This window comes from Saccharothrix sp. ALI-22-I (assembly GCF_001984175.1).
Classification (GTDB): Bacteria; Actinomycetota; Actinomycetes; order Mycobacteriales; family Pseudonocardiaceae; genus Actinosynnema.
Genome location: NZ_MTQP01000050.1, coordinates 24,460 through 51,240, shown reverse-complemented (window position 1 = coordinate 51,240; position 26,781 = coordinate 24,460). Strand labels below are relative to the sequence as shown.

Genomic DNA, 26,781 nt, shown 5'->3' with positions numbered 1-26,781 from the left:
CGCGAGAGTCGAACCCCCCAAGTCCCGCGTGTCCTACGTTCAGAACGCGCGTGTCCAACGTTCAGAACCCCCGAGTTCAACGCTCAGGTGTTGAACTCGGGGGTCTTGGACGTTCGACTCTCGGGTTTCAGCTGGTGAAGCCGCCGTCTACGTGCAGCTGCGCGCCGGTCACGTACCGGGCTCCGTCAGAAGCCAGGAAAGCCACCGCCGCGGCGACCTCCTCGGGCTCGGCGTAACGCCCCACCGCCGTGAAGCCGCGGACCACGTCGGCGCCCGGCCCGTCCGCCGGGTTCGAGTCGGTGTCGGTCGCACCGGGGTGCACCAGGTTCACCGTGATCCCCCGCGGCCCCAACTCCCGCGCCAACGCCTTCGTCAACCCCACCAACGCGGCCTTGCTCGCGGCGTACAGCGAGAACCCGGGGAACACCGCGCGCTCGGCGACGTTGCTGCCGATCCCGATGATCCGCCCGCCGTCACCGAGGTGCGGCAACGCCGCCCGCACCGCCAAGAACGCACCCCGCACGTTCACGTCGAACGTCCGGCCGAACTCCGCCGCCCCCAGCTCCTCCACCGGCCCGACGATGAACGCCCCGGCGTTGTTCACCAGCACGTCCAACCGCCCCAACACCGCCACGGTCTCCTCGACCACCGCGACCACCGCGTCCGCGTCACCGCTGTCCGCCTGAACGGCGACCACCCGCCGCCCCAACCCCTTCACCCGGTCGACCACGTCCCCCGCACTGTTCTGGTACGTGACCGCCACATCCGCGCCCAACTCCGCCAACCGCACCGCGATCGCCGCACCGATACCCCTGCTGCCGCCCGTGACGAGGGCGACCTTGCCGTCGAAGTTCATGCCGGAGATCCTGCTGGCCCAACACATTCCAGTCCGGCGGGAAACAGACCTCACGTTCCCGCCGCACGTGTGACCAGGCTCCCCAGGACCGACGAATAATTCACGTTGCGAGGCACGCCCGGGCTCGCATAGCGTTCGCAGTACACGAGGAAGGAGGTGGTCCGAAGTTGAATAGCTATAGGACTCGTCGTGAGGTGGCTGTCCGCTAGGACCGACCTTTCCCAGGTGGTCTGGGCGAATCCCAGGCAGCCACCCGGCCCCCGTGACCCCGAGCCCAGTCCAGCTCGGCCCGCACCTGGTGTGGGAAGCGGTCAGGGGGCCGCTTCACGTTTCCGGGCAGTTCAACCGAGATGCGCCCGCACGACCCGGAGGTCGGCCAGGAAGCCCTGGTACGCCTCGTCCCGGTCCGGAGCGCGGAGCACCGCCGACGGGTGCACCGTGGCGATGACGTCGTAATCCTCGACGCGCTCCACCTGACCTCGGCGTTCGGTGACCTTGAAGGTGTTCCCCAGCACGGCCTTGGCCGCCGTCGCACCGAGGCACACCACCAGCGCGGGCCGCACCCGCGTCAACTCTGCGTGCAGCCACGGCAGGCAGGCCGCGACCTCGCCGCGTGACGGCGTCTTGTGGATGCGCCGCTTCCCGCGCTCGGCGGGCACGAACTTGAAGTGCTTGACCGCGTTGGTCAGGTAGACGCCCTCACGGGCCAGGTCGGCCTCGTCCAGCGCCTTGTCCAACAACCGACCGGCGGGCCCCACGAACGGCTCGCCCTGCCGGTCCTCCACGTCACCGGGCTGCTCGCCGACCAGCATCAGCCGGGCGTCCTCCGGTCCCGCGCCGAACACCGTCTGCGTGGCCGGTTTGTACAGCTCACAGCCACGGCACCCGGCAGCCGCACGGCGCAGCGCCGCCAGGTCCGCGCCTTCTGGCACGAACGAGGCGGCGCTGGAGGTGCGACTAGCGGTCGTCGCCACGGAAGGCGTCCTTGACCTTCTCCCCGGCCTGCTTCAGCGAGCCCTTGGCGCGCTCGGTGCGCCCCTCGGCCTGCCACTGCTCGTTGTCGGTGGCGTCACCGACCGCTTCCTTCGCCTTGCCCTTGAGTTCTTCAGCCTTGTTCCTGGCCTTGTCGTCGGTCCCCATGACCGTCCTCTCGTCGGACTTCCTTCCCCCGACGGATACCCGACGCCCGAACGGGGAAACTCCGACCACCCACCCGCACACCTCACCTCCACCCCCGCCAACCCCATCCGACCAGGTCAGCCCCCGAACCGAACCACCACGCGAGGTCGCGTCGGTCGTTCGCGCCTGATTTCCGACGATCACGCTTTTCGATCGTCGGAAATCAGGCGCGAACGACCGACTTCCAGGCGACCGAGCCCGCCGTCTCCGGAGGAGCGGCAATCAAGCACAGCGAAGCTGTCGGCGGGCAGGTGTACCGCCTGTCCGTCCACCTTCACCTCCGCCGACGCGAGCAGCACCTCGCCCGCCTCCACGTCCAGCCGCACCTCGGCGTCCTCACCCAGGTTGCACACCACCCGCAGCGCACCCCGGTGCAGCACCAGCACCGAACCCTCTTCCCGCACCACGAACCGGTCCAGCCGCGGATCGGACAGCTCCGGCCGTGACCGGCGCAGCGCGATCAGCGCCCGGTACACCTCGAACAGCTCCCGGTGGCCGGGCGCGGACACCTCGTCCCAGCGCAGCGTGGATCGCCGCACGGTCTCCGGGTCGATCGGGTCGGGCACCTCCGACTCGCCCCACCCGTGCCGGCCGAACTCGCGCCGCCGTCCGGTGCGCACGGCCTCGGCCAATTCCGGGTCCGGGAACGACGCGAAGAACTGCCACGGCGTGCTCGCCGCCCACTCCTCGCCCATGAAGATCATCGGCGTGTACGGCGTGCTGAACACGATCGCCGCGCCCACCGCCAGCCGCTGCCACGGCACGGTGGCCGACAGCCGGTCGCCGACCGCGCGGTTGCCGATCTGGTCGTGGTTCTGCAGGTAGGCGAGGAACCGGTAGCCGGGCAGCCGGTCGCGGTCCACCGGGCGGCCGTGGTGCCTGCCCCGGAACGACGACCACGTGCCCGCGTGGAAGAACACCTCGCGCAGGGTCTTGCCGAGCGCGCCCTCGAAGTCCGGGTAGTAGCCGAACGTCTCGCCGCTCAACGCCACGTGCAGCGCGTGGTGCAGGTCGTCGGACCACTGGGCGTGCAGGCCGTAGCCGCCGCCCTCACGCGCGGTCACCAGCCGGGCGTCGTTCAGGTCCGACTCGGCGATCAACGTCAGCGGACGCCTCACGGCGGCCGACAGCGCGTCCACCTCGACCGCCAGCTGCTCCAGCACGTGCAGCGCGCTGCGGTCCACGAGCGCGTGCACGGCGTCCAGCCGCAACCCGTCCACGTGGAAGTCCCGCAGCCAGCCCAACGCGTTGTCCACGACGTACCGGCGCACCTCGTCGGAATCCGCGCCGTCCAGGTTCAGGCCGGGGCCCCAGTCGTTGCTGCCCGCGAAGTACGGCCCGAACCGGTCCAGGTACGCGCCGGACGGCCCGAGGTGGTTGTAGACCACGTCCAGCAGCACGGCCAGCCCGCGCGCGTGACAGGCGTCCACGAACCGCTTGAACCCGTCCGGCCCGCCGTACGGCTCGTGCACCGCGCCCCACAGCACGCCGTCGTAACCCCAGCCCGCCGTGCCGTCGAACGAGTTGACCGGCATCACCTCGACGTGCGTGACACCCAGCTCCACCAGGTGGTCCAGCCGCTCCACCGCGCCGTCGAACGTGCCGGCCGACGTGAACGTGCCGATGTGCAGCTCGTAGACCACCGCCCCTGGCAGCCCACGCCCGGTCCACGCTTGATCGGTCCACGAGAACGCGGCGTGGTCGTACACCCGCGACGCCGCGTGCACCCCGTCCGGCTGCCACCGCGACCGCGGGTCGGGCAGTGCGTCACCGGACCCGTCGAGCACGAACGCGTAGTCCGTCCCCGAGACCTCCGAGTGCCACCACCCGCCGTCCCCTGCCGACATCTCGTGGTCCCGACCGTCGACCCGAACCTGGACGCGCTCGCACGACGGCGCCCACACCGAGAAACTCACTGATCTCCTCGCACCAACAGTGCCACCGGGTAGTGGTCCAACAGATCGGCCAGCCGCGAGGCCGCGGGACGGGAGGTGAGCACGTCGGTCCACTCCCCCGGCGGCAGCGGCAGCACCGCGTCGCCCCAGCCGCCCGCCTTCGCCAAGCCCACCGGAAGCCGGGTCGCCACCGCAACCAGACCGGTCCGCTCGAACGCGACTACGTGAGATCCGGTCGGACCGGACGCCGACAGCGGCCGGTAGCCGCGGAACAGCTCGGGCCGGTCCCGGCGCAACCGCAGCGCGCGCTGCACGACGAGCAGCTTGGCCGCGCCCGAGTCGTCCACGGAGGGCAGCCAACCGTCCTCGATCCGCTCCAGCAGCCGCCGCCGCACCTCGTAGTCCACCGGGCGGCGGTTGTCCGGGTCGACCAGCGACAGGTCCCACAGCTCGGTGCCCTGGTAGACGTCCGGCACACCGGGCGCGGTCAGCTGCACCAGCTTCTGCCCCAGCGCGTTGGACCAGCCCGGCGCCACGACCCGGTCGACGAACGACGCCACCTCGGCCGCCACCGGACCGGCCAGCACCTGCTCCGGCCACGCCGCCACGGCCGCCTCGAACTCCTCGTCGTGGTCGACCCACGTGGTGCGGACCTTCGACTCCTTGGCGGCCTTGTCCAGGTAGGCGCGCATCCGGTCGGCGGTGATCGGCCACGCGCCGACCAGCGACTGCCAGGCCAGCATGTTCAGCGACGGCTCGTCGATCGGGTGCGCGGCGGTCCACCGGCGCACCAGCCCGGCGAACTCGTCGGGCAGTTCGGCCAGCACCGCGAGCCGCGCCCGCACGTCCTCCGACCGCTTGGTGTCGTGCGTCGACAACGCCGTCATCGACGCGGGAGACCCCGCCTCGCGCGACGCCGCCCGCGCGTGGAACTCGGCGACCGGCACCCCGAACCGGTCCGGCGCGCCGCCGACCTCGTTGAGCGCCACGAACCGGGTGTACCGGTAGAACGCGGTGTCCTCGGTGCCCTTGGCCACGACCATGCCGGACGTCTGCTGGATGCGGGTGGCCAGTTCGCCGTGCGGCTCGGCCCGCACCTGCCGGTCCAGCGCCCGCGCCGCCGGGCACGTCGCCGCGCCGACCGCCGCCGTCCACGCGTCCAGCCCTTCGGGCAGGTAGGAGCGGTAGACCGGGAAGTGGACCATCACCTCGGCGACGGCCCGTTCGGCCAGTTCCCGGTCCGGGTGCCGGACCAGGGCCGCGATCCGGCGCACCTCGGCGCGCAGGATCGTGCGGGTCACCAGCTCACGGCACTCCTGCTCGACCGCGGCGAAGTCCGTGGGCACGCCGAACTCGTCGGCCAGCGCGGTGAAACCCGCCTCGCCGGCCGGGTCCACGAACAGCCCGCACACCTCGCGCAACGCGTCGTAGCCCGTGGTGCCGTCGACCGGCCAGCTCACCGGCAGCCGCTCGTCCGCGCCGAGGATCTTCTCCACCACCAGCCACACGCCCGCGCGTCGTTTGAGCCGCCGCGCGTACCCGTCGGGGTCGGCCAGGCCGTCCGGGTGGTCCACCCGCAGCCCGGTCACCTCGCCCGCCGCCACCCACCGCAGCACCTCGCCGTGGGTGGCCTCGAACACCTCCGGGTCCTCGACCCGCAGCGCGGCCAGCGTGGTGATGTCGAAGAACCGCCGGTAGTTCAGCTCGGTGTTGCCGCGCCGCCAGTAGACCAGCCGGTAGTGCTCGTGCTCCTCCTCCGACGCCTCGTCGGCGGCGAACGGCAGCAGCAGCGGCCCGGAGTCCCAGTCGATGTCGAAGTACTTCGCGTACGCCGAGTCCCGTCCGTGCTGGAGGACGTCCCACCACCACGCGTTGACGTCGTTGTGGTCGACCGCCATGTGGTTGGGCACGATGTCGAGCACGAACCCGAGGCCCGCCCGTTTGAGCGCCTTGTGCAGCGCGACCCGCCCCGACTCGCCGCCCAACTCCTCGCGGGCCCGCGTCGGGTCGACCACGTCGTAGCCGTGCGTGGAGCCGGGCACGGCCTCCAGCACCGGCGACGCGTACAGCGCGCCGACACCCAGCGCGTCCAGGTAGTCCACCACCGCCTCCGCGTGGGCGAAGGTGAAATCGGGGGTGAACTGGACGCGGTAGGTCGACGCGGGCGCGACCTCCCCCGCCGAACGGCTTCGCAGGCGTCCCCCCTGGGGGACCCCTGCTTTGATCTTACCGGCGGGGTCCGACAATTCCGTGGCCGATCCGCTGGCGCCCTCAGCCGATTCGCGGGCGTCCCCGGCCGATTCGGGGGCGTCTTCGCGGGCGCCCTCAGCCGATTCGCGGGCGCCCGTCATTCCTGGCCCGTCCGCTGCAGCACGACCAACGACCTCGCCACCAACGTGAGCTTGCTGCCCGCCGGCACCGGTTCGCCCTGGTCAGGAGCGGTCACCTCGCCGGTCGCGGTGTCGACCACCACCGTCCACTGCAGACCGTAGCCCTCCTCGGGCAGGGTGACCCGGATGTCACGGTTGTGGGCGTTGAACGCGAGCAGGAACGAGTCGTCCAGCACCCGCATACCGCGCTGGTCGAGGTCCGGGATGCCTTCGCCGTTGAGGAACACCACGACACAGCGGCCGAACTGGTCACCCCAGTTCTGCTCCGTCATTTCTTCACCCGTTGGTGTGAACCAGGCGATATCGCGGAGTTCGTCGCCCTTGCGGATCGGTTTGCCCTGGAAGAACCGGCGCCGCCGCAACACCGGGTGCTGCTTGCGGAACGCGGCCAGCGCGGCGGTGAACTCCACCAGGTCGCGGTTCTTCTCCGCCAGCGTCCAGTCCACCCAGGACAGCTCGTTGTCCTGGCAGTAGGCGTTGTTGTTGCCCTTCTGGGTGCGGCCCAGCTCGTCGCCGTGCAGCAGCATCGGCACGCCCTGCGACAGCAGCATGGTGGCCAGCAGGTTGCGCCGCTGCCTGGCCCGCAGCTCGTTGACCTCCGGGTCGTCGGTCGGGCCCTCGACGCCGCAGTTCCACGACCGGTTGTCGTTCGCGCCGTCCCGGCCGTCCTCACCGTTGGCGGCGTTGTGCTTGTGGTTGTACGACACCAGGTCGTTGAGCGTGAAACCGTCGTGCGCGGTGACGAAGTTGATCGACGCGTACGGGCGGCGGCCGTCGTCCTGGTAGAGGTCCGACGAGCCGGTGATGCGGGACGCGAACTCACCCAGCGTGGCCGGCTGGCCGCGCCAGAAGTCACGCACCGTGTCCCGGTACTTGCCGTTCCACTCGGTCCACAACGGCGGGAAGTTGCCCACCTGGTAGCCGCCCGGCCCGACGTCCCACGGTTCGGCGATCAGCTTGACCTGGCTCACCGTCGGGTCCTGCTGCACCAGGTCGAAGAACGTCGACAGCCGGTCCACGTCGTAGAACTCGCGGGCCAGGGTGGCGGCCAGGTCGAACCGGAACCCGTCCACCCGCATCTCGGTCACCCAGTACCGCAGCGAGTCCATGATCAGCTGGAGGGTGTGCGGGCTGCGCACGTTCAGCGAGTTCCCGGTGCCGGTGTAGTCGGTGTAGAACTTCGGCTCGTCGTCCTCCAGCCGGTAGTACGCCTGGTTGTCGATGCCGCGCATGGACAGCGTCGGGCCCAGGTGGTTGCCCTCGGCGGTGTGGTTGTAGACCACGTCGAGGATGACCTCGATGTCCGCCTCGTGCAGGGCCCGCACCATGCCCTTGAACTCCTGCACCTGGTTCGCCGACTCCGGTAGCGCCGCGTAGCCGGCGTGCGGCGCGAAGAACCCGATCGTGTTATAGCCCCAATAGTTGGACAGGCCCTTCTGCTTCAGGCCGTGATCGGAGATGAAGTGGTGCACCGGCATGAGCTCGATCGCCGTGACGCCGAGGGCCTTGAGGTGGTCGATCACCACCGGGTGCGCCAAGCCCGCGTACGTGCCGCGCAACCGCTGCGGCACCTCGGGGTGCAGCATGGTCAGGCCGCGCACGTGGGCCTCGTACACGAGCGACTCGTTGTAGGGCGTCTTCGGCGGGCGGTCGTTGGCCCAGTCGAAGAACGGGTTCACCACCACCGACAGCGGCACGTGGTCGGCCGAGTTCTGGTCGTTGCGGATGTCCGGGGCGCCGAACCGGTAGCCGAACAGGGACTCGTGCCAGTCGACGTCGCCGGTGATCGCCTTCGCGTACGGGTCGATCAGCAGCTTGTTCGGGTTGCACCGCAGCCCGCGGTCCGGGTCGTGCGGGCCGTGCACGCGGTAGCCGTACTTCTGGCCGGGGCCGATGCCCAGCAGGTAGCCGTGGTGGACGAAACCGTCCACCTCCGGCAGCCGCACGCGGGTCTCGATCCCGTCGTCGTCGAACAGGCACAGTTCGACGTAATCCGCGACTTCGGAGAACAGGGTGAAGTTGGTGCCGACGCCGTCGTAGGTGGCGCCGAGCGGGTAGGGCGTTCCGGGCCAGGGCCGCACTGGGATTCCTCCGACGAACTGGGACGATCCGACCCCTACCGTTCTAGATCATGTATGGCCGGCGTGCGACCTGACGAGCTGACCGCGCGCGGCGACCAGCAGCAGGCGCGCCTCCTGTAGCTCGAAGTAGCGCAGGTGTTCGCAGGCGGCCTCGACGCAGGCCACCGCCTGGACGAGGGCGTCGTCCGAGCCGACGTCCGTGCGCCGCAGCGCGTCGCGGAGGGATTCCTCGGCACGGCGCACGGTGGACAGCGGATCGGCGAGGTTCGACGGTCTGACGGCCACGAGGGCCCGCTCGACGGTCACTTCCAACACGTCGGCGGGAGTGCTCTGGGGAATGATCTGGTCGGGCATCAGCCCGGTGCGGGACACCAAGTCGGTGTTCACGGGTGAATGCCACCTCCAACCATGGCGCGGGTGACGGTTTGACGATACTCCGCGGCTGGGCCGCGTGCGGTGACGTGGATGTTTCGCTTCACGGTCCGCTCACCTCGCCTCCCGGCACACGACCCTCGGCCAGCACGGCGGCGACGCGCCGCACCCTCGGGTCGCCGAACAGGTCGGCGAGCGCGACGGGCAGCGGGATCCGCCAGTTCGGGTACTGGTCGGTGGTGCCGGGGAGGTTGGGTTGGCGGATCTCACCCAGCGCATCCTGTGGCGATGTCAGCACGAGCACGGAACCGGCCTTCGCGAGGAGGGCGTGGAACGCGGTAACCAGGTCATCGGCACGAACGCCCTCCTGCTTGAGCAGCTCGACCAATTCTCCGCGCTCGCGCTCGGCCGACTGGTATTCCGCCTCCACCGGCCCCGCGAACTGCCCCAATTCGGCTCGCACCCGAACGTGTTCGGCGCGCAGGAATCCGGCTACGGTCGGTAGGTCGTGGGTGGAGATGCTGGCCATCGCCGACGCGGTCCACTTCTCCGGCGGGATCAGCGGGTGGCCGGGCAGGTCGTACTCGCGCTGGAACCACAGCACCGCGGAGCTGAGCACGCCGTGCTCGTGCAACGCCCGGGTGACCTTCGGCTCGATCGTGCCCAGGTCCTCCCCCACCACGACCGCTCGGGCGCGGTGCGCCTCCAGGGTCAGCACCGCCAGCATCGCGTCCGGGTCGTAGTGCACGTAGGTGCCGCGCTTCGGCGGCTCGCCCGGCGGGATCCACCACAGCCGCCACAGGCCCGCGACGTGGTCGATGCGGATGCCGTCGGCGTGCCGCAGCACGCTGCGCACCACGGCCCGGAACGGCTCGTAGCCCTGCTCGGCGAGCCGGTCCGGCCGCCACGGCGGCAGGCCCCAGTCCTGGCCCAGCCTGCTGAACGCGTCCGGCGGCGCGCCGACCGTGACGTCCGCGGCGAACGCGTCGCGCACCGCCCACGTGTCCGCGCCGCCGGGGTGCACGCCCACCGGCAGGTCGTGCACCACGCCCACGGCCATGCCCGCGTCGTGCGCGGCTTGGCGTGCGGCGGCCAACTGCTGCTCGCACAGCTCCTGGAGCCACGCGTGGAACGCCACCCGTTCGGGATCGGCGGTGGCGGTGGCCGGGTCCTGTTGTCCGGCGGGCCACTCCCTCCAGTCCGGGCCGTGCACCTCGGCCAGCGCGCAGAACCGGGCGAAGTCCAGCAGCTCGCCCTCGGGCGCGCGGTGCTCCTCGTGCTGCCAGAGCAGTTCGAGCGCGCGTGCCTTGGCCGACCACACGGCGTCGTAGTCGATCAGTTCGGTGTCGTTCGGCGGGCGCAGCGCGTCGATCTCCGCGCGGGTGCGCGGGTCGGCGTTCGCGTAGGCCGGGATGTCGGCGATCCGCAGGTAGAGCGGGTTGGCGAAGCGGCGGCTCGACGGCGAGTACGGGGAGCGCTCGACCGGCGAGGTGGGGCTGATCGCCTGCACCGGGTTGACCAGCAGCACGCCCGCGTGCAGTTCGGCGGCACTGCGGCGGGCCAGGGTGGCCAGGTCGCCGTAGTCGCCCATGCCCCACGACTCGGCCGAGCGCATCGCGTAGAGCTGGAGCATCCAACCCCACGACCGGGGGACGGGCGCCAGCTTGCTCGGGGCGACGATGACGGTGCGTTCACCGAGCCGGTGGTAGCCGAGCGGGAGCGCGGCGGGCAGTTCGACCCGGCCGCCGTCCTCCAACTCCACCGTGCCGGCCTCGTCGAGGACCTCGCCCTCGCGCAGGACGAGCGTCCGGGGTGGTGCTTTGGGCGCGGCGAGGGCGCGGCGCACCGCCTCCGGTGTCGAGGCGTCCACGTCCAACTGCGCGAGCACCGCCACCACCACATCGGCATCGACATCCGCTCGGCGTTGTCCGGCGTCCTCGTAGTAGGTGGCCACGCCGTGGGCCTCGGCCAGTGCCGCGAGCTCGTCGTCCACGCTGGACAGCCTTGCCTTCCGCGTCGGTTCGAATCCAGACCGGTGACGTTTGGTCACCCGAAGGTTGCAGGAAGTTCTCCGTGGTCAATGCACCAGCCGAGTGATCAGATGCCGGGTGGTAACCGATCCGGTGCCCGTTCCGGTCTCGGCCCCGTCGAGTCACGGACCACGAGCTGCACCGACGGCGGCTCGGTCTCGTCCTGCTCGCCGCGCAGCCCGGCCAGCAACACCTCCACGGCGTGCTCGCCGCGTTCCCGCCACGCGCCCTCGACCGCGGTGATGCCCACCGCGCGGGCCAGGTCCGGGCCCTCCAGGCTGACGATCGACACGTCACCGGGCACGTCCCGCCCGTCCCGGCGCAGCCGCAGGAACACGCCCAGCGCCACCTCGCCGCTGGTGCTGACGATGGCGGTGGGCAGGCGTTCGCCGTCCAGCAGCGCGTCCACCACCTGCTCGCCGCCCGCCACCGTCGAGGACGACCACAGCGTCCACTCCGGACGGACCGACAGGCCCTCGGCGACCAGCAGCTCGTCGTAGGACTCGTCGATGTCCCCGGCCAGCACCAGCGCGACGTCCCGGTGCCCCAGCTCCATGAGGTGCCCGGCGGCCAGCCGCAACGCCTCGCGCAGGTCGTCGTCCCACACCGCGACCACCGGCACGTCCAGGCCCCGCAGCGCGGCGTCCTCGGTCTCGGTGAGGTTGACCGCCAGCGCCAGCACACCGTCCACGCGCCGGCCCAGCGGCAGCTCCTCGAAGAAACGCTTGCGCGCGTCGTCGTCCCGCAGCACGTAGAGCAGGACGTCGTACCCGGCCTGCCGCAACGCGCCCTCCGCGCCCGCCAGCAGATCACCCCGCCCCACGTCCGCGGTCAGCACGGCGATGGCGTACCGCCGGCCGCCCGCGAGGCTGGACGCGTCCCGCGCGATCGCGTACCGCATCCGCTTGGCCACCTCGGTGACGTACCGGCGGGTCGCCTCGGACACACCAGGCTCGCCGCGCAGCGCCCGCGACACCGTCGCGGCGGACACCCCGGCGGCCCGCGCGACGTCGGACATGCTCGTCAAGTCACACCTCCCGGCCTGGTACGAGCCTATCGAGAACCGTACGGTTGGCCCTTCGCCCACACCCTGCGACATGTGATCGACACCCTGCGGAAGGACCCCCATGAAGCCCGGCGACAAGGCACCCGACTTCACCCTGCCCGACCAGGACGGCAAGCCGCGCACCCTGTCCGACCTGCTCACCAACGGGCCCGTGGTGCTGTTCTTCTACCCGGCCGCGATGACCGCCGGGTGCACCGCGGAGAGCTGCCACTTCCGGGACTTGGCGGCGGAGTTCGCCGAGGTCGGCGCGCAGCGGGTGGGGATCAGCCCGGACTCGGTGGAGCGGCAGAACCAGTTCGCGACGACGAACGACTTCGACTACCCACTGCTGTCCGACGCTGACGGCGAGGTGGCCGCGCAGTTCGGCGTGAAGCGCCGGTTCGGGCCGCTGCCGGTGAAGCGGCACACGTTCGTGATCGACACCGACCGGACCGTGATCGAGGTGGTCAAGTCGGAGTTCGCCATGAACACCCACGCCGACAAAGCGCTGACCGTGCTGCGGCAGCGGGTTGACCCATAAGCCCCGACACCACCTGAATGTGTTCACCCGAACGGGATTTCCGTTTCCCTGCGTTGTGCACACATTCGAGTGACTATACACCGTCGAATTGTGGGTGCTAACGTCGGATCTGGCTTCCAAACCGGCAACTGAAATGCGCCGCCGCCATTTCCCACAAAACCATCCCACTCCCCTGGAACACATTGTTCCACACATGACGGGCGGTGTCATAGGTGACCCTGACTGATTCGGTGGAGTCGTATTCCGGAACGGAGGGCGGCCAGGCGCGCACGAGTCTCGCGACGGGCGCCGCGCGCAATCTGGCCACGACCACCAAGTCCGAGCCTCAGATGCAGGGCATCTCCTCGCGGTGGCTGTTGCGCGTGCTGCCGTGGGTCGAGACCAAGGGCGGCGTGTACCGGGTCAACCGCAGGCTGAGCTACGAGGTGGGCGACGGCCGGATCACCTTCACCAACACCGGGTCCGAGATCGACGTCGTCCCGCCCGAGCTGTGCGAACTGCCGCTGCTGCGCGGGTTCGACGACATCGACGTGCTCAGCGCCCTGGCCGACCGGTTCGAGCAGCGGGAGTACGAGGCGGGCGAGGTCATCGTCGAGTTCGGCCGGCCGTCGGACCAGGTGTTCCTGATCGCCCACGGCAAGGTGGACAAGATCGGCACCGGCGAGTACGGCGACCGGACCGTGCTCGGCGTGCTGGCCGACGGCGACCACTTCGGCGACGAGACGCTGGCCGACCCGACCAGCACCTGGGAGTTCACCGCCAAGGCGGCCACCCGGTGCACGGTGCTGGTGTTGCCGCAGCCCGCCTTCGACGCGGTGGTGGAGCAGTCCGAGGCGCTGCGCGCCCAGCTCGCACGCTTCCACGCGGGCCGGCTGCCGGCGCGCAACGCCTACGGCGAGGCCGAGATCGACCTGGCGTCGGGCCACGACGGCGAGCCCGACCTGCCCGCCACGTACGTGGACTACGAGCTCTCACCCCGCCAGTACGAGCTCAGCGTCGCCCAGACCGTGCTGCGCGTGCACACGAGGGTCGCGGACCTCTACAACGAGCCGATGGACCAGGTCGAGCAGCAGCTCCGGCTGACCATCGAGGCGCTGCGCGAACGCCAGGAACGCGAACTGGTCAACAACCCGCAGGTCGGGCTGCTGCACAACGCCGACCTGAAGCAGCGCATCCACACCCGCACCGGCCCGCCGACGCCCGACGACCTGGACCAGCTGCTCGCCCTGGTGTGGAAAGAGCCGACCTGCTTCCTGGCGCACCCGCGCGCGATCGCGGCCATCGGCCGCGAGTGGAACCGCCGGGGCATCACGCCGGATCCGATCCAGCTCAACGGCCACCAGGTGCCCGCCTGGCGGGGCGTGCCCATCCTGCCATGCGGCAAGATCCCGATCAGCGACACCAACACCAGCTCGATCATGCTCATGCGCACCGGGTTGGAGAACCAGGGCGTGATCGGGCTGCACCAGACCGGACTGCCCGACGAATACCGGCCGGGGCTGTCCGTGCGATTCATGGGCATCGACGAGAAGGCGATCATGTCCTATCTCGTCAGCGCGTACTACTCGGCGGCCGTCCTGGTGCCCGACGCGCTGGCCATCCTGGAACGGGTCGAAATCGGCCGGGAAGACTGAGCCCGCCCGCGCACCGTCGCGGAATTCCGACCGGGCAGCACGCCGAGTGGCGATCACGACCACCGGCGTCGATCGACCGCGTCGAGATCGACGCCGAGCACCCAAGGAGAACTAACGTGTCCGTCCTGTCGCGTGTGTTCGCACCGGCGGCCACCGACGGCCTGGCCGACGTCGCGGCCTCGCTCCTCGCCGACATGGCCAGAGCCCCGAAAGGCGACCTGGCCGAGTCCTTCCCGACACCGCCGCAACCGGACCCGGCCGCGCGCCGGATCCTCGGCGGCCCCACCGGCCTCGGCACGGCCGGCGCCAGGCTGCCGTCGCTGCTCGGGCACCGACCGGCCGACGTGCCCGCCGAACCCGTCGAGGACAGCCCGGAAGAGGGACTGTTCTGCCCCGGCGCGGTGCGCGACGACCCGGCGCTCGGCAAGCAGGTCAACGACGACCTGATCACGTGGGCCCAGCAGGTCGGGATCTACCCCGACCAGGTCGACAAACTGCACAAGGCCGACTTCGGGCGGCTCATGATGCTCACCCACCCCGGCACCGACAACCCCGACCGGCTGCTCGCGGCGGCCAAGTGCGTCCTCGCCGAATGGGCCACCGACGACCACTTCGTCGACGAGGAGTCCATGGGCGCCGACCCCGAACAGCTGGGGCGCAGGCTGGGCATCACCCACGCCGCGATGGACCCGGTCGACCTGCCGACCGGCTACGTGCCCGACCTGGAGAAGGCGCTCGACGCCGAACCCGTCGCGGTCGCGTACCGCTCGGCGTTCGAACACCTCGCCCAGTACGCGACACCGGCCCAGTGCCTCCGGCTGCGCCACCAGCTGTCGATCATGTTCATGGCCTACAACCACGAAGGCAACTGGCGCCGCACCGGACGCGTGCCGGCCGTCTGGGAGTACCTGACGCACCGCCACCAGAACAGCTTCCTGCCGCCGATGACCCTGGTCGACCCGATCGCCGGCTACGAGCTGTCCGCCCACGAGTTCGCCGACCCACGCGTGCGCCGCGTCTTCTCCCTGGCCGGCACCGCGAGTGTGATCCTCAACGACGTCTACTCCAAGGCCAAGGAATCCGACGACGACTTCGACCTGCCCAAGGTCATCGCCGCCGAGGAGAACTGCTCACCGCGCGAAGCGCTCGACCGCACCGTGCGGATCCACAACGAGCTGATGCACGCGTTCGTCGCCGAAGCCGCCGTCCTCAGCCACGTGGGCTCACCGCAACTGCGGCGCTTCCTCGTCGACCTGTGGGCCTGGCTGGGCGGCAACCGCGAATGGCACAGCACCACCGCCCGCTACCACGGAGACCAAGCCGCCCGCTGAGAACGACCCCCAAGGAGCAACACACCATGACCACTGTTGTCCCGCGTGTCCTGCGCACCGACTACCAAAAGTCCGTTGCGACGTACTGGAACCTGGAGCAGGACCCGGTCAACATCCGGCTCGGGGAGGTCGACGGCCTCTACCACCACCACTACGGCATCGGCGAGTACGACCGCTCGGTGCTGGAGGGCCCGGAGGAGACGCGTGACGCGCGGGTCATCGCCGAACTGCACCGGCTGGAGACCGCGCAGGCGGACGTGCTGCTCGACCAGCTCGGCGGGGTCACCCCGGACGACCGGTTGCTGGACGGCGGATCCGGCCGGGGCGGCACGAGCTTCATGGCCAACCGCCGGTTCGGGTGCCGAGTGGACGGCGTGACCATCTCCGAGAAGCAGGTCGCGTTCGCGAGTGAGCAGGCGCAGCGGTGGGGGGTCGCGGACAAGGTGCGGTTCCACTTCCGGAACATGCTGGACACCGGGTTCGAGACCGGGTCGTTCCGCGGTGTGTGGACCAACGAGACCACCATGTACGTCAACCTGTTCGACGTGTTCGGCGAGTTCTCCCGGCTGCTGGAGCACGGCGGCCGGTACGTGTGCGTCACCGGCTGCTACAACGACGTGACGGGCGGCCGGTCCAAGGCGGTCAGCCAGATCGACGAGCGGTACACGTGCAGCGTCCACCCGCGCAGCGAGTACTTCAAGGCGTTGGCGGCCAACAACCTCGTGCCGATCAACGTGATCGACCTGACCGCGCAGACCATCCCGTACTGGGAACTGCGGGCCAAGTCCTCGGTGGCGACCGGTGTCGAGGAGTCGTTCCTCACCGCCTACCGCGAGGGCAGTTTCCACTACCTGCTCATCGTCGCCGACCGGGTCGACAGCCGGCTCTGAGCCCTCTGTTCCGCGGCTGTCCGTTCGTGCTGGGTTCCGCGTTCTGCGTTGGGAGGACCGATGACCGGAATCGACGTGCCGACCACTCGTCGGACGGCGGGTGAGGTGCTGGCGTGGAGCCGCGTCGCCATCACGCCCGTGCTGCACGAGGCGGTCGACACCCTCCCGGCGTCGACGCGACTCGTGGTCGGCTACCACTTCGGCTGGTGGGACGCGGCCGGGCGGACAGCCCGCGGCGGCAGCGGCAAGGCCATCCGCCCGGCCTTCACGCTGCTCGCCGCCGAAGCCGTCGGCGGTGACGCGGCGCAGGCCGTGACCGCCGCGGCGGCGGTCGAGTTGGCGCACAACCACTCGCTGGTCCACGACGACGTGATGGACCGTGACGCCACCCGGCGGCACCGGCCGACCGCCTGGACCGTGTTCGGTGTCAACAACGCGATCCAGGCCGGTGACGCGTTGCTCGCCCTGGCGTTCGACGTCCTCGCGGGCAGCGGGCACCCGGCCGCCACGCGCGGATCACGGATGCTCACCGCCGCCGTGCTGGCGTTGGTGGACGGGCAGGCCGCGGACATGGCGTTCGAGCAGCGCACGGACGTCGACGTGGCCGAGTGCGTGCGGATGAGCACGACGAAGACCGGTGCGCTGATGGCGTGCGCTTGTGCGCTCGGTGCGGCGTTCGGAGGTGGGCGGCCCGCGCAGGTCAAGCACCTGCGGGCGTTCGGCGAGGACGTCGGGGTGGCGTTCCAGCACGTCGACGACCTGCTGGGGATCTGGGGCGACCCGGCCGTGACCGGCAAACCGATCCACTCAGACCTGCGCAACCGCAAGAAGTCGCTGCCGGTGCTGGCCGCGATGCGCTCCGGCACACCGGCCGGACGTGAGCTCGCGGCGCTCTACCACCGTGACGACGACCTGTCCGCCGCGGAACTGCGGCACGTGGCGGACCTGGTCACCGATGCGGGCGGGCGGGCGTGGAGCCAGGGCCAGGTGGACACCCTGCTCGCCCGTGCCCGCTACCACCTGCGCGCGGCCGGCCTCGTCGCCAGGGCCGCCGACGAACTGTTCGCCCTGGCCGAACTGGCCACCCACCGCGATCATTGAGCGGATTCGGTGTTCAGGGGCGGAGTCGTTCAGGCGCCGAGGGTTCAGGGGCGGAGTCCGGCCAGGATGAAGTCGGCGATCTCCGCACCGAGCTGGGTGGGCGACTTGGGCCCGTCCGGCCGGTACCAGGTGGGCAGCTGGTTGACCACGCCCAGCGCGATCAACACCGCGGTGTCGGCCGGCACCGCGGAGCTGAACTCCCCCGCCTCCTGCGCCTGCTCGACCACCGAGCGGAACGTCTCGTGGTAGCGCCGGCGTTCGGCCCGGAAGCTGGTCATCCGGTCGGCGTTCAGCCGGTGCATCTCGCGCACGAAGACGGCGGTCTCGTCCACGCTCTCGGCAGTCGTCTCGACCAGGCTGACCAGGATGCGCCGCACCGTGGTGGCCGCATCCAGCCGGGCCGCCACGATCCGGTCGAGATCGGCCATCTGCCGTCCGATCAGTGACCGGTAGATCTCGAACAGCAGGTCGTCCTTGGACCCGAAGTAGTGGTAGAGCGCGCCTTTGGTGACCGAGGCGGCATCCACCACCTCCTGCACCGTCGTCGCGTCGAACCCCTTGGCGGCGAACAACCGCACGGCCGCGCCCACGATCCGCTCCGGCGTGGCGCCGGCCCTTGCCCCGGCCCCAGCCCCAGCCGCGGCCCCGGCCCTTGCCTTTGTCCGCCGCGCCAACGTCAGGCTCCTGGCGCCAGTGCGCGCACCAGGTCGAGCTGGTCCGCCCCGGTGGGCAGCAGGGCGATGACGGGCGTGTCGACACCGTTGGACGCGTACTTCGCCACCCGGGCCCGGCACTCGTCCACGCTGCCGTGCACGATCAACGCGTCCACGACCTCGTCCGGGATGAGCGCCCCGGCGCCACGCCGATCACCGGCGGCCCACGCCTCGTGCATCGGACGCAACGCCTCACCACGCCCCAACCAGTCGTGGAACGCGGCGTAAGCGGGGACGGTGAGGTAGGTGCTGATCAACATCCGCCCCAACGCACGCGCGGCAGCGGCGTCCTCGGTCGGGCAGACAAAGATCCGCGCAGCGAGTTCACCCCCACCCATCTCAGCGCGCACCTTGGGCACGTCGTCGGCACCGAGCCAGTTGGTGATCGCACCGTCGGCTTCCCGGGCGGCCAACCGCAACATCCCAGGACGCAGGGCCGCGAGCATGATCGGCACCCGGTGCTCCGGCACCCGCTCCAAGCGGAACCCACGCACGGAGAACGTCTCGTACTCCTCGGACACCTTCTCACCGGCAAGCGCGGCCTTCAAAAACCGCAACGTATCCCGCGTCCGCTTGAAGGGCTCGCTGAACGGCACCCCGTTCCACCGCTGCACGATCGCCGGGGACGACGACCCGATCCCCAACACGAACCGCCCACCGGACACCTCGGCCAACGTAGCCGCCGTCATCGCAAGCGTAGCCGGCCCACGCGTGTAGACGGGCGCAATAGCCGTCCCCAACCGAACCCGCTCGGACCACTGGGCAGCGAGAGCCAACGGCGTAAACGCATCCGTACCCGCCGTCTCGGCAGACCACACATCGGTGTAGCCAAGATCAGCCAACTCGGCGACCAACGCCCGATGATCAAGCACCGGCACGCCAGTCAACGGCAGCGTGATTCCCCAACGACCCACAATCGCCTCCCGAGGATGTCCAACCGCCACCGTACCCCAGGTACCGACCAGTCGGTATGCCCCTCAACCACCTCGCCCGCCCCCATGCACCCAACCCACACCCTCACAAACAAACCCAACACCCACCCGCCAGCCACCGCACCACCGGCCGCCGCACCAAGTCACGCACCACTCGCACACGCCGCTACCCGCGCCGTCCGTCCGCGCCGTCCGTCCGCGCCGTCCGTCCGCGCCGTCCGTCCGCGCCGTCCGTCCGCGCCGTCCGTCCGCGCCGTCCGTCCGCGTCCCGCCTGCATCCGAACGTCCGCGTTCGCACGCCTACTCGCGGGCCTGCGCGGCTCTGGCATGGCCTACCGATGAGGCTGCACCGCTTTGCGCCTCTGCCGCTCCCACTCCCGCCCGCCCTCGCGCTGAGGGGCCGCCTTCGCCGCCTTCTCGCTGTGCGGGCCGCACCACTGGGTCGCGGGCCGCAAGCGCGGGGGTGGCGCTGGGGTGCCGCTGGCCTCTGCTGGGTGCGGGCTCTGCTGGGTGCGGGCTCTGGTGGGTGTGGCTGGGCGGTGGGTGTGGCTGGGCGCTTGCACCGCTGTGGGTGTCGTGCGCGCCTGGTCGTGGCTGGGGTTGGGGCGCTGTTGTGGGCGCGGTGCGGGTGCTTGGGCCTGCGTGTCTTTCGCTGGGCCTTGTGCATCTCGTGTGCGCGCCTGCGCCTTTTGTGGGTCCGTGGGCTGCTTGCTTGGCCCGTGGGTCCGTGGTGTCTTGGGTGCCCTTCCGGGGTGTGCCGCCTCCTTCTTAACCCGGCAACGTCAATGGTGTGCTGAAAGTTGCCGGTTGACGCTTTGTTCGCTCGTCTGGGTGACCTTGAGGAGCGTGTGGCGGGGGTGGAGGTGAGGGGCTTGAGGGTTAGAGGGAGATGCCTCGCTCGCCCAGCCAGCCTACCGGGTTGATCTTCTGGGAGCCGTTGATCCACACCTCGAAGTGCAGGTGGGGGCCAGTGGACTGGCCTCGGTTGCCCATGGTGGCGATTTGCTGGCCGGCATGGACCTGCTGGCCCGCGGAGACGAGGGTCTCGTTGACGTGGCCGTAGATGGTGATCGTGCCGTCGTTGTGCCGGACGCGCACCCACAGGCCGAAACCGGACGCTGGGCCTGCCTCTACGACGACGCCGTCCATCACCGAAAGGATCGGGGTGCCGATGGGGTTCGCGATGTCGACGCCGTAGTGCGTCGTGCCCCATCGGCCACCGAAGCCGGATGTGAACGTGCCTTCGGCGGGCTTGACGACCTTCGGGCGCTTCGCGGCTTCCTCGGCGGCGATGCGGGCCTGTTCCTCGGCGACGCGGGCCTTCTCGGCATCCTCGGCGTCCTTCTGCCGCTTCAGCTCGGCCTGACGCGCGGTGTAGTCGTCGGAGGCGTACTTGATGGCCTCGTCGACGTGTTGCTTGGCCAGTAGGCCTTCGGAGCGCATGAGCTTCGCGGCTTCGAGGCCGGGATCAACGGCGTGGACGGTCTGGATCTCGGCCTGCCGGGGGGCGGCGGAGTGGGCCAGTGCCGCGGTCAGGTCGGCGCTGGCGCCTAGCGGGAGGAACTGGGTTTCGCCGCTGCCGAGGCCGCCGGTGGCGCCTACGCCGGTGGCCAGGGCACCTGCCGCGACGACGACGGCCGCGACGCGGCCGCTGACGGGCTTTCGGTCGCACTCCGCGCGGTGGGAGCGGCGGGTGCCGTTGGGATTGGGGGGCGCTGTGAACGCGCGTCGACCACTGGCCTTCGTGTGCCGTGCCAAGGTGCTGCCTTCCTGCATCGGGGAGCACGGCCCGGCCGCGGGAACGCCTGGCGGGGGATCCAGGTGGCACCGCTCCCAAGAAAGCGGCGTCGTGTCCCTTTGGTGACCGAACCGTGACATGCGGCCGGGACCGTAACCCGATGTGACGAGGAAGGGCAACCCTCAGCGGGGTTGCTGCGCCTTTTGGTGAGATAAACCACTGATCGTCACTCAGTGTGTTCAGATACTCATGCGTTCCAGATTAGGTCGTTATAAATCCCCTGGTCAGAGGTGACGTAAGGCGTGACGTAACGAGTAACGGGGGCGATTACCGGTAGCGCGGGTCCACCGCCGGCAGCCCCGCCGGAGGCAGGGCCCCGTGGATCACCTGCATGGCCTTGAACCACGTCGGCGCGGCCACCTGACCACCGAAAACACCGTTCGCGTCGTTCGTGCCGCACAGCCTCGGCGGGGTGCTGTTGCAGATCACCTGGGGCGATACGCCGTCGGTGAACGTCATGACCGCGCCGCCGAACTGCGGGGTGGCCCCCATGAACGCCACCGACCAGTGGTTCTCGGTGGTGCCGGTCTTGCCGATCATCGGCCGGGTCCAGCCCGCGTTCCTCGCCGCCTGCGCGGCCGTGCCGATCGTGGTGTCCGCGCCCATTCCGACGGCCAACGCGTTCGCCACCTCGGGCGCGACGGCCTGGTCGCACGGCGCTTCCTTCAGCTGCACGGGCTGCCCGTTGCGGTCCACGACCTTCTCCACCGGCGTCGGCGGGCACCACTTGCCGCCGCTCATGATCGTGGCGGAGACGTTCGCCAGCTCCAACACGCTGGTCGGGCCCGCGCCGAGGGTGAACGAGCCGCTGTTGTCCCGTTTGTACACGTCACCCTGGGACGGGCCGTTGGAGCCGTCGGCCTTGAGCGGGTTGCCCTCCCGGTCGACGCCCTGCATCGACTCGCGCAGCCCCAGCCGGTAGGCCATGTCGACCACGTTGTTCAGGCCGGCCTTCTCCTCCAGGATGACGAACCCGGTGTTGGGCGACTTCGCCAACGCTTCGGTCAACGTCATCTTGTCCGGGTAGATGCCCGCGTTCTTCACGGTGTACGGCTTGTTGCCGTCCTTGTAGACCCTCGACGCGTACTCCTTCGGCACGTCGATCTGCTTGTCGATACCCGTGACGCCGCGCTCCAGCGCCGACGCGGCGGTGAACACCTTGTAGATGGAGCCCGCGCCGAACTTGGTCACCTCGGCCGGGATCGAGTAGGCGCTCTGCCCGGCGTCGGCGTTGTTGCCGAAGTCGCGGTTGGCGGCCAGCGCCCGCACCCGGTGCTTGTCCGGACCCGGCTGCACCACGGCCATCGCGTTGGCGACACCCGGCTGGGTCTTGGGCACCTGCTCCTCGGCGGCGGTCTTCGCGGCCCGGGTGGCGACCGGGTCCATGGTGGTGGTGATCGTGTAGCCGCCGCGCAGCAGCTCGTCGATCGGGAGGCCGGACTTCTCCAGGTAGTCGAGCATGTAACGGCAGAAGAAGCCGTAGATCGGGCCGTCACCGGCGCCGACGCAGCCGTGCGGCAGCAGCTTGAGGTCGGGCACGACGCCGATGTCGGCGGCCTTGTACTCGTTGGCCTCCGCCTCGGCGATCTTCGCGTCCGGGCCGAACGCGCCGTTCTCGCGCATCCGGTCGATCACGGTGTTGCGGCGCTTGATCGCGGCGTCCACGTCGGAGCCCGGGTTGAGCCGGCTCGGCTCGTTGACCAGGCCGGCGAGCATCGCGGCCTGCGGCACGGTCAGCTTGTCCGGGGTGGTGTCGAAGTAGGTGCGGGCCGCCGCGCCGACGCCGAACGCGCCGTTGCCGAACGGGACGACGTTGAGGTACGCCGTGAGGATCTCGTCCTTGGTCATCTTCTGTTCGAGCTGCGTGGCGATGCGCGCCTCGCTGATCTTGCGGCCGATCGTGGCCTCGGTCGCCTTCTCGTACGCCTCGTCGGAGCCCTTGCCGACGACGAACGCGAGGTAGTTCTTCACGTACTGCTGGGTCAGCGTCGAGGCGCCCTGCGACGTCTCGCCGTCCACACCGGCCTTGGCGGCGGCACGGGCGATGCCCTGCCAGTCGACGCCCTTGTGCTCGAAGAACCGCTTGTCCTCGATCGCGATGATCGCGGCCTTCATGGTGTCGTTGATGCCCTCGGACGGCACCGGGATGCGGTACTGGTCGTAGAGGTAGGCGAACGGCTGGCCGTTCATGTCCAGCACGGTGGTCACGAGAGGCAGCTCGGCCTTGGTCAACTCACCGGAAGTCTGGTCCACGGTGTCCGCGGCCCGGTTGGAGGCCAGCCCGAGGCCGCCCACCGCGGGAAACATCACCGCCGCGACGAGCACCCCCGCCATCAGGCACAACCCCACCAACTTGACCAGACCTGTCGCGCGCGCGGCGAACACTGAACCAGCAACCCCTTCCAAGCAGCGCGGAAATCCCCCATTGCTTAAGTCGCACGACGACCACCGCGGGTTGCTCGGTGGCGAGCAGAAGTTTCCGGCGCGATCTGTCGACGACAGCCGTCGAAGTTACTCCTGCCCACCTGAAGCCGTGGTCAAACCCCGTTGGGCCGGACGGGGGAGCCCGCCAGGCACGCGAGAGTGATCAGCCTCACCCTGGCCGAAGGCGTGGCCATCCCCTCGCCGCGAAGGTTCGGTCGGTTCTGCGACACGTCAATGATCGAACAGGTGTTCGCCTGCCGGCAAGATCACGATCGAGTGATCTTGGTGAGGCGCCCGGCGTGTCGGCCCCAAGACAGCCCCAAGACAGCCCAGCCCCAAGCCCCCAAGACAGCCCCGCGCGATAACGCGCGATAAGAGGTCAGTCGGAAGCGCGCAGCCGGATCGTCGCGCTGGCCCGCCGCACCTCCACCCCCGCGTGGTGCGGCAGCACGTCCTCCAGGAACGCGTACTCCTTCAACTCGTCGTCCGGCCGCCGCGACACCGTCCGCCACCACGTCGCGATGTCCACCCACCCCGGCGCGGACAGCGACCCCCCGAAGTGCTGCACCGACAGCGCGGCGCACAGGTTCGCGAACCGCACCCGATGCGCCAACGGCCACCCGGCCAACGTCCCCAGCACGAACCCGGCCCCGAACACGTCACCGGCCCCGGTCGAGTCCAACGGCGCGACGTTCAGCCCCGGCACGTCCACCACCTCGCCGGTGCCGGAATCGACCGCCACCGCACCCCCACCGCCCCGCGTCACCACCACCACGGGCACGTGCTCGGCCAACGCCAATGCAGCGCGCTCGGGCGTCTCGGACCGCGTGTACCGCTGGGCCTCCGCGTCGTTGGGCAGGAAAACGTCGTACAGCTCCAGCCGTTTGAGCAGCTCAGGAGCCCACAGCTCGGTCCGGTCCCACCCGATGTCGGCGAACAGCAGCGCGCCCTGCTCCTTGGCCTGCGACACCCACCGCTCGTCCTCTGTGCCCACGTGCACGAAGCACGCCCGCGTCCGGGGCGGCGGGTTCAGCATCTCGTCGGCCGACACCGGCGGCCGGTGCCCGTGGGTCACCATCGAACGGTCGCGGTCCATCGCCATGGACACGGTCACCGGGGAGTGCCAGCCGTAGAACCGGCGGCAATAAGAGAGGTCGACACCCTCCTGCTCGGCCAGGACCTCCCAGCAGAAGTCGCCGTAGGCGTCCTCACCGAACGCGGCGGACAGCGCCGTCCGCAATTGCAGTCTGCTCAACGCCACCGCGAGGTTGGCGATACCGCCCGGGCACGAGCCCAGGCCCTCGGCCCACACCTCCGTGCCCGGCGCGGGCGGACGGGGCAGGCCGGTGAAGATGATGTCCAGGAACACCGTCCCGGACAGCAGCACGTCGAAAACAGGTGCAGCCGGCCCCGGTGACGACGGCACGAGCGGGGGCACTGGCGGAGGCACGAACGGAGGCGTGGCGGCCATGCCCCAACGATGCCAGGCCGGATCAGCCCTCGACAGCCGCGAACATCTCGCGCATACGGGCCAGTGCACGGTGCTGCGCGACGCGCACCGCCCCGGCCGTCGAACCCACCGCCGCCGCCGTCTCCTCGGCCGACAGACCCACCGCGACCCGCAGCACCAGGATCTCGCGCTGCCGTTCGGGCAGCTTCTGGAGCAGCTGGGTGATGTGCCCGATCATCTCCCCGGTCATGGCCCGCTGCTCCGGGCCGTCCTCCAGGGTCGGCGTGTCGGGCAGCTCGGGCACGACCTCGGACCGGCTGCGCACCGCCCGTCTTCGCGCGTCGGCGACCTTGTGCGCGGCGATCCCGTACACGAACGCCAGGAACGAGCCGGGCTCGTACCGGTACTTGCCCAGCGCCGACACCACGGCCAGGCAGACCTCCTGGGCGATGTCCTCGGCCGAGACCAGCGTGCGCTCCCGCGAGCCGACCCGCGCCCGGCAGTAGCGCAGCACCAGCGGCTGGATGCGCGCCAGCAGCTGCCCGATCGCGCGCGGCTCGCCCAGCAGCGCCCGGTCGACCAGTTCGGACAGGTCGGCCTCGGCCAGCCACCGGGTGGTCACCTGGTCCGGGGCACCGCCCACGACCAGCCTGACCTCGGGACGGCCGGGCACGCCCGCGTCGTCGCGAACCGCGCCGACCTCGATCTCGACGTCGGCCCGCACGGATGCGTGCTGCACCATCCGGCGACCTCCTCACGCTCGTCAACTCCCGGCCCATCCCGGCTCACTGATGAGGAGCACGCAACGGCGCTCCTGATACCGGATGGGTCAAAGCTGACCACGATCGGGGTCCGCATGGTGGGAACGGCACCCGGCCGGGACCCCGGATGAGCCGATCGGCCGAGTGCCGACCGGGGCTGCTTCACCCTGCCGAACCGCCTGACACCCGGGTAGCCCACTCCGAACCCCGTTTCGGAGTAAGGGAGTGAGCGGGACGTCGGCGCGCGGCTGCACGCGAGAATGCTCAAGCGCGTGGACCGGACGAGGGATGGGACTGAAGATCACCGTGATCGAACAGCTGAGCGTGCGGACGGACGAGGGCGATTTCGACGCCATCGCGGCGGGCCCGGAGGACGGACGGCCGGTGTTGCTGCTGCACGGCTTCCCCGAGGCGGCCGTCGAGTGGGAGCACCAGGTGGCGGTGCTGGGCCGTGAGGGCTACCGGGCGGTGGCGTTCGACCAGCGCGGCTACTCCCCCGGCGTGCGGCCGGAGCGTGCCGCCGACTACGGCGTGGACGCGCTGGTCGGCGACGTGCTCGCGGTGGCGGACTCGTTCGGCTGGTCGGTGTTCGACCTGGTCGGCCACGACTGGGGGGGCGCGGTGGCGTGGTGGACCGCGTGCGATCACCCGGAACGGCTGCGAAAGCTCGCGGTGGTGTCCACGCCGCACCCCGGCGCGTACGTCGAGGCGCTGCGCACCGACGAGGACCAGCACATGCGGTCCGGCTACATGACCGAGTGGCGCAACAGCAACACCGAGAAGCGGATGCTGGCCGACGACGGCGCGGCGTTGCGGCAGATGTTCGAGTGGCGGGTGCCGCCGAGCCGGGTGGACGAGTACGTGCGGCGGCTGTCCGAGCCGGGCGCGTTGACGGCGGCCCTGAACTGGTACCGGGCCGGCCGGCCGGGCGGGAAGGCCGAGAAGGTGTCCGTGCCGACGATGTACGTGTGGAGCACGGAGGACGTGGCGTTCGGCTCGACGGCGGCGCTGACCACCGGAGACTGGGTCAGCGGGCCGTACCGGTTCGAGATGCTGGAGGACGTCTCGCACTGGGTTCCGGAGGAGGCGCCGGAGGTGTTGACGTCACTCCTTTTGGAGCATCTCTCATCGTGATTGAACCGTTGCCGAGGTGCGGCACGTGTTCCCCGTATGACGGAGTTGACCTACTCGGAGCGCAGGGTCGCGACCCTCGCCGCGTGTGGCCACAGCAACCGCGCGATCGCGATGCGGCTGCACATCACCGTGAGCACGGTGGAACAACACCTCACCAGGGTCTACCGGAAGTTGGCGGTAGCCAGCCGGACGGAGTTGAAAGGCCACCAAGCCCTAGTGTGACC

At 70.3% G+C, this 26,781-nt stretch carries 22 protein-coding genes; 7 read left to right on the top strand and 15 right to left on the bottom strand.

Going from position 1 to position 26,781, the window contains the following annotated elements; genetic code table 11:
- Positions 1–127: 127 nt before the first annotated feature.
- The 9 genes from ALI22I_RS10540 to ALI22I_RS10500 form a co-directional block, all read right to left on the bottom strand.
- Entirely contained in the window at positions 128–856 is a 729-nt protein-coding gene (locus tag ALI22I_RS10540; RefSeq protein ID WP_077005270.1) for an SDR family NAD(P)-dependent oxidoreductase, read from the bottom strand.
- Between the two features lie 341 nt (positions 857–1,197).
- A complete protein-coding gene (locus ALI22I_RS10535; RefSeq protein WP_077005269.1) occupies positions 1,198–1,830 on the bottom strand; it encodes a UdgX family uracil-DNA binding protein in 633 nt (210 codons plus the stop codon).
- Positions 1,814–1,996 carry a CsbD family protein gene (locus tag ALI22I_RS10530; protein ID WP_077005268.1) on the bottom strand — a complete coding sequence of 61 codons (183 nt, stop codon included), beginning with the start codon at positions 1,994–1,996 and terminating at the stop codon, positions 1,814–1,816. The genes ALI22I_RS10535 and ALI22I_RS10530 overlap by 17 nt, the downstream gene beginning before the upstream one ends.
- Positions 1,997–2,175: 179 nt before the next feature.
- Positions 2,176–3,951 carry a malto-oligosyltrehalose trehalohydrolase gene (gene treZ / locus ALI22I_RS10525; protein ID WP_083751619.1) on the bottom strand — a complete coding sequence of 592 codons (1,776 nt, stop codon included), beginning with the start codon at positions 3,949–3,951 and terminating at the stop codon, positions 2,176–2,178.
- Positions 3,948–6,125 carry a malto-oligosyltrehalose synthase gene (gene treY / locus ALI22I_RS10520; RefSeq protein WP_077005364.1) on the bottom strand — a complete coding sequence of 726 codons (2,178 nt, stop codon included), beginning with the start codon at positions 6,123–6,125 and terminating at the stop codon, positions 3,948–3,950. Before treY ends, treZ begins: the two co-directional genes overlap by 4 nt.
- Positions 6,126–6,277: 152 nt before the next feature.
- Positions 6,278–8,401, bottom strand: coding sequence for a glycogen debranching protein GlgX (gene glgX / locus ALI22I_RS10515; RefSeq protein ID WP_077005267.1), 2,124 nt, complete (start codon positions 8,399–8,401; stop codon positions 6,278–6,280).
- Between the two features lie 48 nt (positions 8,402–8,449).
- Complete coding sequence (locus tag ALI22I_RS10510; protein WP_077005266.1) at positions 8,450–8,788, bottom strand: hypothetical protein; 339 nt, start codon at positions 8,786–8,788, stop codon at positions 8,450–8,452.
- 88 nt (positions 8,789–8,876) lie between these two features.
- Entirely contained in the window at positions 8,877–10,766 is a 1,890-nt protein-coding gene (gene malQ / locus ALI22I_RS10505; protein ID WP_077005265.1) for a 4-alpha-glucanotransferase, read from the bottom strand.
- Between the two features lie 104 nt (positions 10,767–10,870).
- On the bottom strand, positions 10,871–11,821 hold the full coding sequence (locus ALI22I_RS10500) for a LacI family DNA-binding transcriptional regulator (RefSeq protein ID WP_077005264.1): 951 nt from the start codon (positions 11,819–11,821) through the stop codon (positions 10,871–10,873).
- Between the two features lie 109 nt (positions 11,822–11,930).
- Here ALI22I_RS10500 and ALI22I_RS10495 point away from each other — a divergent pair, with 109 nt between their 5' ends.
- The 5 genes from ALI22I_RS10495 to ALI22I_RS10475 all read left to right on the top strand — a co-directional run bounded on the left by ALI22I_RS10495 (position 11,931) and on the right by ALI22I_RS10475 (position 17,345).
- A complete protein-coding gene (locus ALI22I_RS10495; protein WP_077005263.1) occupies positions 11,931–12,389 on the top strand; it encodes a peroxiredoxin in 459 nt (152 codons plus the stop codon).
- A 212-nt stretch (positions 12,390–12,601) separates the two neighbouring features.
- Positions 12,602–14,023, top strand: coding sequence for a family 2B encapsulin nanocompartment shell protein (locus ALI22I_RS10490; protein ID WP_077005262.1), 1,422 nt, complete (start codon positions 12,602–12,604; stop codon positions 14,021–14,023).
- Between the two features lie 116 nt (positions 14,024–14,139).
- Complete coding sequence (locus ALI22I_RS10485) at positions 14,140–15,354, top strand: family 2 encapsulin nanocompartment cargo protein terpene cyclase (RefSeq protein ID WP_077005261.1); 1,215 nt, start codon at positions 14,140–14,142, stop codon at positions 15,352–15,354.
- Between the two features lie 26 nt (positions 15,355–15,380).
- Positions 15,381–16,244, top strand: a complete 864-nt coding sequence (locus ALI22I_RS10480; RefSeq protein WP_077005260.1) for a geranyl diphosphate 2-C-methyltransferase — start codon at positions 15,381–15,383, stop codon at positions 16,242–16,244.
- Positions 16,245–16,304: 60 nt separating this feature from the next.
- Positions 16,305–17,345, top strand: coding sequence for a family 2 encapsulin nanocompartment cargo protein polyprenyl transferase (locus ALI22I_RS10475; RefSeq protein WP_077005259.1), 1,041 nt, complete (start codon positions 16,305–16,307; stop codon positions 17,343–17,345).
- 44 nt (positions 17,346–17,389) lie between these two features.
- On the opposite strand, the gene ALI22I_RS10470 is transcribed toward ALI22I_RS10475, so the two are convergent.
- The 6 genes from ALI22I_RS10470 to shbA form a co-directional block, all read right to left on the bottom strand.
- Entirely contained in the window at positions 17,390–17,935 is a 546-nt protein-coding gene (locus tag ALI22I_RS10470) for a TetR/AcrR family transcriptional regulator (RefSeq protein WP_238598290.1), read from the bottom strand.
- 86 nt (positions 17,936–18,021) lie between these two features.
- Positions 18,022–18,972, bottom strand: coding sequence for an LLM class F420-dependent oxidoreductase (locus ALI22I_RS10465; RefSeq protein WP_077005258.1), 951 nt, complete (start codon positions 18,970–18,972; stop codon positions 18,022–18,024).
- A gap of 897 nt (positions 18,973–19,869) precedes the next feature.
- A complete protein-coding gene (locus ALI22I_RS10460; RefSeq protein WP_238598287.1) occupies positions 19,870–20,748 on the bottom strand; it encodes a M23 family metallopeptidase in 879 nt (292 codons plus the stop codon).
- A gap of 307 nt (positions 20,749–21,055) precedes the next feature.
- Positions 21,056–23,173 carry a transglycosylase domain-containing protein gene (locus ALI22I_RS10455; RefSeq protein ID WP_238598286.1) on the bottom strand — a complete coding sequence of 706 codons (2,118 nt, stop codon included), beginning with the start codon at positions 23,171–23,173 and terminating at the stop codon, positions 21,056–21,058.
- Between the two features lie 418 nt (positions 23,174–23,591).
- Positions 23,592–24,683: a PfkB family carbohydrate kinase gene (locus ALI22I_RS10450; protein ID WP_083751617.1), complete on the bottom strand. Its 1,092-nt coding sequence runs from the start codon at positions 24,681–24,683 to the stop codon at positions 23,592–23,594.
- 22 nt (positions 24,684–24,705) lie between these two features.
- A complete protein-coding gene (gene shbA, locus ALI22I_RS10445; RefSeq protein WP_083751616.1) occupies positions 24,706–25,404 on the bottom strand; it encodes an RNA polymerase sigma factor ShbA in 699 nt (232 codons plus the stop codon).
- A 307-nt stretch (positions 25,405–25,711) separates the two neighbouring features.
- On the opposite strand from shbA, the gene ALI22I_RS10440 reads away from it, so the two are divergent.
- Complete coding sequence (locus ALI22I_RS10440) at positions 25,712–26,557, top strand: alpha/beta fold hydrolase (protein ID WP_443216922.1); 846 nt, start codon at positions 25,712–25,714, stop codon at positions 26,555–26,557.
- 36 nt (positions 26,558–26,593) lie between these two features.
- Positions 26,594–26,779, top strand: a complete 186-nt coding sequence (locus ALI22I_RS10435) for a helix-turn-helix domain-containing protein (RefSeq protein WP_077005256.1) — start codon at positions 26,594–26,596, stop codon at positions 26,777–26,779.
- Positions 26,780–26,781 lie beyond the last annotated feature (2 nt).